At 67.1% G+C, this 11,540-nt stretch carries 11 protein-coding genes; 9 read left to right on the forward strand and 2 right to left on the reverse strand.

Annotation, left to right across the window (positions count from 1 at the left end; genetic code table 11):
- Positions 1-233 precede the first annotated feature (233 nt).
- A complete protein-coding gene (locus QH196_RS07240; protein ID WP_280414972.1) occupies positions 234-791 on the forward strand; it encodes a hypothetical protein in 558 nt (185 codons plus the stop codon).
- A gap of 15 nt (positions 792-806) precedes the next feature.
- Positions 807-1,715: a hypothetical protein gene (locus tag QH196_RS07245; protein ID WP_280414973.1), complete on the forward strand. Its 909-nt coding sequence runs from the start codon at positions 807-809 to the stop codon at positions 1,713-1,715.
- Between the two features lie 284 nt (positions 1,716-1,999).
- Here the strand turns inward: QH196_RS07245 and QH196_RS07250 are convergent, their stop codons facing one another.
- Positions 2,000-2,776: a helix-turn-helix domain-containing protein gene (locus QH196_RS07250; RefSeq protein ID WP_280414974.1), complete on the reverse strand. Its 777-nt coding sequence runs from the start codon at positions 2,774-2,776 to the stop codon at positions 2,000-2,002.
- 166 nt (positions 2,777-2,942) lie between these two features.
- The gene (locus QH196_RS07255) at positions 2,943-3,701 is read right to left on the reverse strand and encodes a helix-turn-helix domain-containing protein (RefSeq protein ID WP_280414975.1); all 759 of its coding nucleotides are present in this window, start codon (positions 3,699-3,701) and stop codon (positions 2,943-2,945) included.
- A 394-nt stretch (positions 3,702-4,095) separates the two neighbouring features.
- Between QH196_RS07255 and QH196_RS07260 the strand changes: the two genes are divergently transcribed.
- From QH196_RS07260 to QH196_RS32340, 7 genes are all read left to right on the forward strand, one after another.
- A complete protein-coding gene (locus QH196_RS07260; protein WP_280414976.1) occupies positions 4,096-4,257 on the forward strand; it encodes a hypothetical protein in 162 nt (53 codons plus the stop codon).
- 154 nt (positions 4,258-4,411) lie between these two features.
- On the forward strand, positions 4,412-5,311 hold the full coding sequence (locus tag QH196_RS07265; RefSeq protein ID WP_280414977.1) for a hypothetical protein: 900 nt from the start codon (positions 4,412-4,414) through the stop codon (positions 5,309-5,311).
- Between the two features lie 107 nt (positions 5,312-5,418).
- Positions 5,419-6,546, forward strand: a complete 1,128-nt coding sequence (locus QH196_RS07270) for a cutinase family protein (protein WP_280414978.1) — start codon at positions 5,419-5,421, stop codon at positions 6,544-6,546.
- Positions 6,543-7,673, forward strand: coding sequence for a lipase family protein (locus QH196_RS07275; protein ID WP_280414979.1), 1,131 nt, complete (start codon positions 6,543-6,545; stop codon positions 7,671-7,673). Before QH196_RS07270 ends, QH196_RS07275 begins: the two co-directional genes overlap by 4 nt.
- A gap of 188 nt (positions 7,674-7,861) precedes the next feature.
- The gene (locus QH196_RS07280) at positions 7,862-8,506 is read left to right on the forward strand and encodes a hypothetical protein (RefSeq protein ID WP_280414980.1); all 645 of its coding nucleotides are present in this window, start codon (positions 7,862-7,864) and stop codon (positions 8,504-8,506) included.
- Positions 8,503-10,305, forward strand: coding sequence for a BTAD domain-containing putative transcriptional regulator (locus QH196_RS07285; RefSeq protein ID WP_280414981.1), 1,803 nt, complete (start codon positions 8,503-8,505; stop codon positions 10,303-10,305). Before QH196_RS07280 ends, QH196_RS07285 begins: the two co-directional genes overlap by 4 nt.
- Positions 10,306-11,125: 820 nt before the next feature.
- The coding region (locus tag QH196_RS32340; protein ID WP_348538053.1) for a MarR family transcriptional regulator at positions 11,126-11,540 on the forward strand (415 nt) is incomplete at its 3' end.

Genomic DNA, 11,540 nt, shown 5'->3' on the forward strand with positions numbered 1-11,540 from the left:
GGGACCGATGACCGGTTCAGCATGGACCCTTGGCGTGCCGGTCGAGCAGGCTGCTTGGGGGTCAATGGGCTACTCCGGACTACGGTTCTCGCTGGCAGGCCGCCTTGAGGACAGTCACGCGCCTGTCGCGGTCGAGACTGCGTGTGTGTCCAGAGAACTCCTCTGATAGCGAAAACAGATATGGGAGACCCTCGGTACGCTGCCCTCAGCTACGAGGGGAAAGGAATTGACCGATGAATGACGACGTAGACCGGGCCGCGCAGGACGATCCGGAGTGGGTGGTGTGGCTGAGTCAGGTCGACGACGCGGCGGCCGCTCTGTTCACCGACTCGCTTTCTCGGGTCCCCGCCGATTGGTCGACGCCGGCCGGAAAACCGGTGGGTCCTATGCCGGTGGGGGTTGACGTGTACAGCAACGAGATGGTTGACGATTGGCTCTCCGATGCGTTCGGCTATCTCTTCCCCGATGAGGACTCCCTGATGGAGTCGAAGAACACCGATACCGTGGCGCAGTTTGTCGCGTATATCGGAGAGTATTTCGTTCAACGCCTCGGTGGCCGGTGGGTCAATCGACCCTCCGAAACGGTGCTGTTCGGGTTTGGCCCAGCCATCTACTACGACTGGACGGAAGACTCCGACAACCCCGAACACCTGCTTTTCAGCGCGGCAGAAGAGGGCGACTTCGACAACACCATCGGCCAGGCGTGGTACTCGCGGTCCGTCGACTACGCACAGGCCCACGGACTACCGCACAGCCAGTTCGACTTCGAACGCAAGCACGGCCTGCGGTGATCGGCGTGTGGGGGGATGTCCACCAACGATGAACACCTGCGCCGACCCAATCTGCGGCGACACGACCTGGAAGTCGCCCGACGTGAACAACGGGAAGCCTCGAAGCGCGGGCGTAAGTCCCAGGAGATCGGCCGGGAGTTCCATTACGGCATGGCCGAGATCCGGGGTGAGACCACCAAGAACGGCTGGCAGCACGAGCGTGCCATAACCCTGGATGGCCAGACGCGAAAACACGACGCCGCCAGAATAAACGAGAAGGGCGGCCTTGAGTTCCGCGAGTACAAGGCCGGCCAGATCGTCGGCGGCGACCTCACGATGAGCCAGATAGCACAGGACCGGCGGGTGCTCGAGCGAGATCCGCACGCGACCGGACTCTGGATCATGAAACAGGGCGCCGCCGAACCCGCGGTCCGCAGAGAACTCGACAAGCTACTCCGCGACTTCCCCGAACGCTTCCAGGTAGTCGAGGTCGACAAAAAGCAGGCGAAACAGGCCCGCCGGGTAGGACAAGAACTCACCCGCGACCGCAACCAGCTCGAACTGATCAGCCAGCAGGAACTACGCCGTGCCCAGAGAGCCAAGGAGCTCCGCGACAAGGTCCAAGAAAGGCAGCGCGTCCAGGAGGCAGCCCAACGAGCCATCGAACAGCAGGGACGAGAGCGCAAAGAACGGGAGGAACGGCAGCAGCAGCGCGAAGCCGCCGACCGGTTGGCCCAGCGCACCCTCGAACGCCGGGAAGCCGCTGCACGAGGAGAACGGACACCGATGAGCGGCCGAGAGGCGGCCGACGTACTACGCATGGGCCCGCCGACACCGGGTGCCGAATCACTACGCCACCACCACGAACACCCCAAGGCCGGTCAAACCAGGAATAGCCGCACCAGGGGACGGGAACGTGACCGAGGGCTGGAGCGCGGGCGTTAGTCGACCTTCTCCAGAATCCGGGCGGTCAGCGCCTCTTCGATATCCCGATTGCCGAGCTGTGGCCAATTGTGCGTCAGCTGGTCGTGCATCGAGATCCTTCGCCGGTCGGCGCAACAGATGAACCCGGCCTCGCCGGTCTGGTGCTGCGAGTTCGCCGGCGCTTTCGTCTCTCGGTGTCGTGTCCGTTGTGGCGGAATCGGATCACCCGGGGTCGGGTAGTGCCTGTTCGTGGGGTGCTCATGGTTTCACCGCGGCGTCCGGTGTCGTGTCTCTCAGACCGTGTTTCAGCAGGCGATCGCGGGTGTGTTGTAGAGGCCGTGGGTGATGAGGACGCCGTCGGGGCATGCGTTGTATTCGTCGACTTCGAAGCTGAGGGAGAGGTGTTTGTTGGTGCCGGGTATTCGTATTCCGGTCGGTGCTGGGCGGGACCAGCGGTAGGTGACCTGCATGGGGGTGGAGTCCCAGACACGGCGGAACTCGGGCTGTGTGCGCAGTGTCCGGAACAGTGATCGTGCTCGAGGCAGATCGCGGTATCGCCCCAGGGCTGACCGCACGAGTGTGACGACGTAGCGGAGTTCGTATTCCCAGTTGTCGATGCTGTCGCGGCCGGCGGGCGAGAGTATCCATTGCAGGATGTTGTCGTCGGCGTCGGCGAGGCCGGGCATCACGCGGTGGAACAGGTGGTTGCCGTGCAGGACGGTTTGGAGGGGGTCGAAGTAGGCGGCCAGGACTTCTTGGGAGTCGAGGTGGTCGAGGTGGTGTTGGACGCCGAATTCGGTGAGCTGGCGGCGTAGCTCGGCAGCGGGTGGGAGGTAGGCGGGCGGTTGCCACAGGTCGTACAGGTGCTGTCGCTGCGAGGTGTCGAGGTCGAAGGAGTCGGCCAGTTTGGCGAAGATGCGGGCGCTAGGAGTAGTGCGCTTCCGGATGAGCTGGTGGAGGTAGGAGCCGCTGAAGCCCGCTTCGTGGGCGGCGGACTCGCGGGAGAGGTGATGCTGGCGGCGCAGGTATTCCACCGAGTCGTGGAAGTCGGGCATGCCGGTGAGCACGGGAGTCTTGGGCATCTCACCGCGCTCGTCTCTGCGAGGGTAGGTGGGTGATGGTGGCCGGGCATGAAGGACGGGGTGCCGGTGCGGGGCGATAGCGACTGATGCGGGTGAGTGTGGTTTCCATTCCAGTTACTCCTGTTCGGTTGGTCCCGCTGGCTTGTGCGGGCGGGTGGCGGATCTGTCAGAGCGCCGGTCGGTGGTGCGGGTCGCGGTAGGCGAGGAAGAAGTGCAGATCGGGGGAGCCTTGCGCGCCAAGGTGGATTCGCACGGTGCACGGCTCACCTGCGGCGGGGTCGCGCACGAGGATGGGTTGCTCGGTCCGGAAGCCGAAGGCGACCGAGAGGCTGGTGTCCCAGATCTGGGTGAAAGGGGCCGCGCCACGAAGCTCCTGGTAGAGCGTGAATGCGCCCGGGGCTGTGCGGTGGCGTCCGAATGCGCCACGCAGCGAGGCGACCAAATGGGCGGCGGCGCAGTCCCACTGCACGACAAAGGCTTCGGCGGTGGGAGCGGTAGAGCCGGGGTGGAAGAACCATAACGCGAAGTTGTCGCGGTAGTGCTCGACGTCGGGCAGCTCTGCACGGAAACGGTCGTTGGCGAGCACGACGTTCCACAGGGGATCGACGTAGGCGCCGGCCAGGTTGCGGCGGTCGAGATAGGCCAGCTTCGTGCGGTGCTCGGGAGTACCTGCGCGGGCGCGTAAATCGGCCACGGGTGACAGCGGTATCGGTGGTTGGGCGAGGTCGCGGGTGTGGCGTTGCTGGGCATGATCGAGGCCGTAGGCGGTGACCAGATGGTCCAGCACCACCGGCGAGCACGCGACGTCGCCGTGCTCGATCTTCTTGAGCAGCTCGGTGCTGATGTGGAGGAGTTCGGCGGCGCGCGCTCGGGTGAGTTGGCGCTGCTCGCGGACCCGGCGCACCCAACGGCCGAGGTCGGGCAACTCTGATTCGTCACGACCTGGGCGCCGTCGCCGATCGTGGGATGGATTCGTCCTCCGGTTCACGTCAAGCCCCTCCTACTACAGTCTTCCGTAGTCCCTTCACCCTGAGCTAACTTGAAGGGTTAACTCCCCCGAGTTGATCTCTTTCTTACCAGAGAAGTAAAGACCCGGACAACAACATTCGCTGTGAAGTGGCTAATAAATAGCTGAAGCCCTCGGCATCGCACGAGTGGCGTATTCTCCGCGTCTTCTGTCGAGCGGGACATGCGTCCGCAAAATTTTCGACTGACACTCGCGTTACCACTTTTACCTATAGGTGCAGGCCATGATGTGCCGCCGGAGGGGTAACAGCATTGGCAACAGAATCATTACCCGTCGAAAGGCTGGCGTAGCAGTGTTTTCCGGGGCTGTGATGGTGGGGTATCGCACCTCCTCCGAAAGGGAAACCGTGGATCTGTACTCGATCTTGACGCTGCTCGACGCTGGCGTGTCGCTGGCCTCGAGTGTCCTGAACTTCGCTACGCAGGCGTTCGGGCTGGCTTTGCCGTTCCTGTGATAGTCCGGCTCATTTCCCTCTAGTTGAGGTAAATGGGATAGCGGCACTCCCGGCTGCGGTCTGCAGCCGGGAGGTGCGGGAATTGGTCGCACTCTCGCGCAATTCCGAATCATTGCTGATTTTCTTTCTCCTTCGATCGGAAGGGTTATTTGTCGTGCCCGAAAAAGGGAATACCTCCTCGGTTGCCGTCACGCTGCCGAGGCTGGGGGGCCGCCGCGCATGCCTGACCTATGGCGGGCGGATGCTGTGGGGTGGCCGCCTGATCGCTGCCGGTGCGGTACCGGTGCTGATGCTGCTGGCCAGCCAGCATGCGAGTGCGGTGACGCTCGCCCCGATCGCCGACCAGCCGGGAGTCACCGCGCCGGCCCAGCCCGGAACCGAGGCTCCCGCTCCGCCTCCACCTCCACCCGCTCCGCCCGCGCCGGCGGTGTATCCGGAACAGCCGCCCGAGATCCGCAACGGTGCAACGCTTCGCCCGGAACCCTCGCCCGCTCCCGCGCCGCCGATGTCTGTGATGCAGTTGCATGCCCCGGTGCCGGTCGAACCGGTCGCCCCGATCGAGCCACCGCCGGACATGATCCGGATCGGCCAAGCCGAGTTCGCAGAGCCGGAGTGGCTGCCGCCGGAAGTCGGCGACACGATCAACACGGTCAGCGCCGACCTCGAAGCCCAAGCCGCAACCTTCCTGGACTCGGTCGGTATCCCGGCCGGCCGATCGGATCGGGTCGCGGGAGCCACCGTCGCCGGTGCCGGTGTCGGGGGCGCGATCGGCGGCGCGGTGGCGGGTGTCCCGGCCGCGGCGGCCGGTGCGGTCGTGGGTGGTTTGATCGGCGGCACCATCGGTGGAATTGCCGGGGCCGCGCTCGGCACGGTCGTGGCAGTGCCGGTGATCGGCACGGTGACCTCCGGCGTAGCAGGTACCGCGTTGGGTGCGGCGGCGGGTGCGGTCGTAGGCGCTGTAGTGGCCGGGGTGCCCGCCGCAGCGGCCGGTGCACTCGTCGGCGGCACCGTGGGCGCGGGATTCGGTGCGGGCGTGGGAGTGGGGCAGCCGTGACCCGGCGACCCCTCCTCGCCGCAGCTGTCCTGGCCGCGGTTGCTAGTGGCCTGTGTCTGCCGGTTTCGAGTGCGGCGGAACCTCCCCTAGCTGGCCAGGGGTGCCCGGTGTTGTGGGTTCTCGGGGTGCAGGGCACCGGCGAGTCCTCGCCCGGCGCTTCCGAGACCGCCGACACCGGGATGCTCGGCCACCTGCTCGGCCCGGTGGTGGCCGCCGCACCGGAGCTCGTGGCGCGCACCTATATTCCCTATCCGGCCGCGTTCGGGGGAGCGGTCGGCACCGGAGGCGGCACCGACCCCTACACGCGCTCGGTGGGTGCCGGTGTGGCTGCCCTTACCGACACCGCTGGGCAGATCGCCACAGCGTGCCCCGGCACCGCCCTAGCCGTCGTCGGATACTCCCAAGGCGCACAGGTGGTCTCGCAGTTCGCGCGGACCGTCGGAGCCGGACAGGGGCCGGTGGCTGCCGATCGGGTCGCGGCAGTCGCGCTGTACTCCGATCCCGAACGGAGCCCCGGTTCGCCGGTGATCCCCGGCCGCCCCGGCCAACTGGCACCGGACCCGGCCCCCGGCACCAACGGTGCGGCCGTATCGCAAGTGGTATTCACCGCCCCGCCCGCCCCCGGTGGAGGGATCGCTACCACCTCCGCCGTCGACTACGGTGTGCTGACCGGCCGGGTCGCCGACATCTGCGTCGAAGGTGATTTGAGTTGCTCAGCACCTGATCGCGCCGCACTGTTGCAGGTAGCCGCCCAGATCGCGGCCCAGGCCGACCTGCGCGACCCGATCGCCGCGCTCGGCTCGATCCAGTCGCTGCTGTCCGGAGTACTCGGCGACACCTGGACCACCGTGGTCAACGCCGACTTCCAGATCGGTCCTCGGTCAGTGGACTACGTGCCCGCCGCGACTCTGGCTCAGCGCCTCACCGACGCTGCCGACCCCCGCAACCCGCCTCCCGGCCCCGACGAGACGGCCGCCGCGGCGGGCCGGTGGGCGCAGATCACCACGGTGGTCGCCGGAGATCCGATCAGCCAGTTGCCTTGCCTCGCCGCGCAGTTGTCGGCGGCGTGGGCGCAGCTGGTCACCGACAACGCCGACCTTCTCGACCCCAGGGTGTGGCTTCGCTACACCGACATCCCCGCCCGCCATACCGGCTACGCCGCCGCCGGGCTGCTCGCCACCGGTGCGGCGTGGATGACCGCACTCGCCCACGACCTCGCAGGGAGCCAGCCGTGAACATCATCGACTTCTATCAGACACCGAACCTGCGTGAAGGGCTGCGGCCCGGCGATATCATGCGCACCCGCCCGGTATTCACTCCGCAACTCGACGGGGCGGCCGACGCGTGGCAGATCGTCTACGTCTCCAGCAATTCCCGCTCCCAGCTCATCGCGGCCTCGGCGATCGTACTGATCCCCGAGACGATGCCCGAGCCCGGCGAGACCGCGATCCTGCTGTACTGCCCACCCTTCCACGGCCTCGGTGGGATGTGCGCGCCCTCGCAACTCCTGGCGACAGGCAGCGAACCCGACACCGCCCCGATCGAAGCGGCTCTGGAGCGGGGGTGGGCGGTGGCCATCGCCGATGGTCACGGGCTCGGCGTCGGACCCGGGCCCCACACCTTCCTCGCCGCACGTACCGGCGCCAGACTCGTGCTCGATCTCGCCCGCGCCGTCTACCGGGGCGCGAACCTGGAACTGCCTGTCGCGCCGGTGGTGGTCTGGGGATACGCCGACGGCGGGCGCGTCGCCGCCGCGGCCGGGGAACTGCAGCCGTGGTACGCCCCCGAGGTGGACCTTCGCGGGGTCGCCGCCGGCGCTGTCGCCTCCGACCTCGCCGCCGTAGCTCCGGCAATCGGCCAGGGCGCGACCGCAGGACTGGGTCTGGCCGCGCTGATCGGGCTTGCCCGCGCCTACGACCAGCTTCCCCTGCGTCACGTGCTCACCGAGGCCGGCGGGATCGCCGCAGCCGAAGCCCAGAACCTCACCGGTGTCCAGCTGCTGCAACAGTTCTCCCATCCGCTGGCGCATTGGTGTCGGCGCCCTGATCCCTGGAACGATCCCTGGTGGCGGCGGGTACTCGCCCTGGAAACCCTCGCCCACGTCACGCCGGCGGCTCCGCTGCACCTGTATCACGGCGAGCTCGACACCCTGGTGCCCGTGCACGCCGGCCGGCGCACGCTCATCGCCTACCGGCAACGCGGCACCGCGGTGAGCTGGCGCGAGTACGACGCGGACCACCGTTCGACCGCGCAGCAGGCCATCCACCATGTGCTGGCCCGGCTCGCCGACCACATCAGCAGCCGGCCGGCGACCTCGCCCCTTCAGGTGCACACCGAGGACGAACGCACGAGCCGCCCCTGACCCCTCCGGGGAACCCTGCCCGCACCCCCAACCCCACCTACGGGGTGCGGGCAGGCCCGGAGCATCCCACCAACCCGCAATCAACCCTCGACGAGGCGAGATGAATGAGGTACCCCGACAGGTCACCCGATGATGAAGACTCCTGGGTATGGCTTGACGAGTCACGACCCGCCTCCACGCTGCACGCCGTGCCCGGCCTCGATCTGCCTACAGACCTCGACCCGGACCCTGAACCATCAGAGGATCGTTGGCTGGGCGCGCTGCCGCGGACTCCCGATACCGCCGACACGGGCGGCTACCGGTCATGGTGGGCCACGGTGCGGCATCGGCTACCGGCCAGGGCGTGGGCGGTGCTGGCCGCTGTTGTCGCGATCCTGATCGGTGTGGTGGCGGTGTCGGTCGATTCCGGTGACGCGGGTGAGGAAGCGGTCACCACGACGGCACCGCCGAGTGCGGAGCCCGCGCCCGAGGACGCGTGCACTGGGTTGTCGGGCACGGTGGTCACCGACCGCGCCGGTGACCCCACCACCGTGCCCGGCGTGATCGCCTCATTCCAGGCCGCCTACTACCTGAGCCGCGATGCCGAAGCCGCGATGCGGCTGCTGGCGCCCGAATCCGGGATCGCCTTCGAAGGGCTTGCCGCGGGCATCATGTCGATCCCGCGCGGCACCACGCATTGTGTGGCGATCACCCCGATCTCGTCGACCACCGCGAACGTGCACGTCGTCGAGCTGCGCGCCGACCGGCAACGCGTCGATTACCTCCAAGTTGTCAACACTCGCCCCGGCCAAGGCGGTGCCCTGCTGATCAGCAACATCCAGAGGCAAGGATGAGGACCGGCGCGCTGGCGCCGCTACTGATCGCGGTAGCGGGCCTGAGCCCACGCGCCGGGACCACCACAACCACTCTCGCTCTCGCCCACACCTGGCCGGGCCCGGAGCCCGCTCTGATCGTGGAAGCCGACCTCACAGGCGGGCAGCTCGCCGACATGGCCGGCGTCGACCCGTATCTCGGGTTGGCGAGTCTGGCCCGCACGGTCACCCCCGGTGAGCCGATCGACCCGGATAGCCTGTCCCGGCACGTGCAGTTCCTGCCCGTCGGGGAGGCGCTGCTGGCCGCGCCACCCCACCGCGACCCCGACCGCGCCGTATTCACCGCTGAGCTGCTGGCCGGTCCGTCTCCGAGCTGGCGCAATTTCGGGGTTACCGTGTTCGCCGACTGCGGTTTCCACGAGCCGGATTCGGACCTCGACCAGGTGCTGGCCGCTGCCGACGCCTGCCTGGTCGTTGTGCGCGCCGATCACTGGGACCCTGATTCGGCCGCCCGCCGGATCCGCGTACTCACCCACAACAGCCGCCGCCGGGGGGTCGTGCTCGTTGGTGCCGAGGCTCGCGGCGAGTTCGCCACTTCCCTCGGGCTCCCGCTACTGGGCGCCCTGCCCGACAGCCGGGCGAGTGCCGAGGCGATGCTGCACGGCACCCGGCCGCCGCGCCGTCGCCCGCACCTGCTCCCTGCAGCCCGAGATATCGCCACGGACTTGAACATCCAGCTCCGCACCCCCACCCACCGTGACCGGCCCGCAGAACCACCCGCCAGGGGCACCGCCCGCCGCAACAGCCGAACCCGCCACCAGAGCGCCCCACCAACGATCTATCGCCTCGAACAGCCGCCTGCGCCCACACCTACCCCCCGCACACCCGAGCCTGCGGTCACGGAACCTGCTACACCGCCTTCGGGCCCAGAACCATCCGCTGATGGCGGGGGCGAGGATGCTGGCCAGCCTGTCGAGGACGAACGCCCCGGCACAGCCGAACCCGGCCCCAACACCGAGCCCGCGGACTCCCCACCGGTTCCGGCACCACTGGAGGCTGCGCCTGCCCTGACATTGCGGATATTCGGGCCGACACGAATCCTCTGGCATGCGCGCGGTACTGCGGAGACGGTGGAGGTCACCGCGCAATTGCAGCCCCGTATCCGTGAGCTGCTGACCGTGCTCGCCCTGCACCCGGAAGGGCTGTCGCGGACCCAGTTGATCGACATGCTGTGGGGCGAACGCCCACCCGAGCGGGGCACCAGCGCGCTCACCAACACTCTGAGCCGGCTACGCACTTCCCTCAGCACCGCCACCGGTGGACAGATCACCGGGCTGCTTACCGACGACCGGACGCACTACCGCCTGTCCGACACGTCCCTCCGGGTCGATTACTGGGACTTCAACGCCGCCGTCGCCGAACGCCGCCGCGCAAGCAGCGACACCGAGCAGGCCGCCGCTGCCCGCCGAATCGCGGAGCTGGCCACTAGCGAACTGGCCAGCGACCTCACCGATTCCTGGGTGGAAGCGCTACGCGAATCGGCACGACGCAACGCCCTCAACGCATTGAGCTGGCTGGCCACCCGCAACACAGAAAACGACCCACGTGCCACCCTGGGCCTGCTTGAGACAACCGCCGAAAGCGACCCCTACAACGAAACTGTGTGGCAAGACATTCTCCGCCTGCACGCCCGCCTCGGCGAATACGCCGCACTCGCTCGCACCTACTCACTCCTCACCCGCACACTCGCCGAAATAGGCCAAACCCCGAGCCCTGAAACCAGGCAGCTCCTCGAACAACTCCGCCGCACCGCGAAATAGAGACGAGTCAACCCTGGCCATTCCGAATTCAGTGAATACCGATCATTGGGTAGATTGAATTGGTAGGGTCGCGGAATGCGCGAAATGAGGTGCTGCACATTCTGTGAATATAGTCGGAAATGAGATTAATGGAGAATGATTTGCGGTGACGATTCGGCTCCAGGTCCGGGGCGGTGGTCCGATCGGGTGGGTGGCTCGATGAAAAATAATCCGTGCACTGTTCGGTGGTGAGGTTCCGTGCCCTATTCGGTGAGGTAATCAAACCGACCCACCGTACCCCGTCGAAAGTGCAGGTAGGGGCCCATATATCCGGTCGGATGTCACCCGGGATTGTCTATACACAAGGCTGTATAGACATGCTCCGGCGTTGCATGTATCTGCATCTTTCCGGCTGCCCTTCTGCTGACGGTCGCCTCTCATCCTCCCTTGTCCTCCCCGTATCTTCATTTCTTTTCATTTCTTATTCTTCTGTTTGGCTTGAATCGGCGTTATCGTTTGAAGCGTCGGCGCGGCCGGCCCCGGCGCTGCGCGCATTTCTTTCCTGTCTTGCGCGGTCGAGTTCGCGTGACCGAGGCGAAATTCCGTAATTATTTCTGCCTTTTCGGGTTGTGGGCACGCTGTGGGTCGAGCTAACGTCGAGTCGTTCCCGGAATTTGCCGGGAAAATTCCGCAAATCCTATTGGTGGCCTCGCTACACGTATGCCACGATCCGCGCTGTGGTGCGTGAAATGGGATTGAACTTTCAGGAGATGAAATGGCAAACAACGCGACCTCTGCCCCCGCAACTGGTGCTCGTTTGGGCAATGGTGAATTGCGCCGCATGGTGGCCGGTGCGCTGGCAAACAATCCGGGCGATGAGCTGTCACCGCGTGAGATCGCGAAAACCCTCGCGCGTTCGTCCGGGGCTGTCGGTAACGCGCTCGAGGCCCTGACCGCCGCCGGGCACGCCGACCGCACCTCGGCTTCGCCACGCCGCTACCGCGCCAACGCACACACCGCCGCCGCTGCCGCCCCGGCCCCCGTGCCCGCCGCCACGCCTACTTCGGCCCCGGCTGCCTCTGGGTCGGCCCCCCCCCCCCCCCCGGGCGGGCGCCCCCCCCCCCCCCCCCGGCCGCCCCCCCCCCCCCCCCCCCCCGACCGTGCCGAACTTCTACACGGATCGGCCACACACGGTGTCATCTCTCGATCCGTCCGCGATACCGCAGCCATGCTCGATGCTGTCAGCGGGCCCGATT

Origin of the sequence: Nocardia carnea (assembly GCF_029868325.1) — a bacterium.
Taxonomy (GTDB): domain Bacteria; phylum Actinomycetota; class Actinomycetes; order Mycobacteriales; family Mycobacteriaceae; genus Nocardia; species Nocardia carnea_C.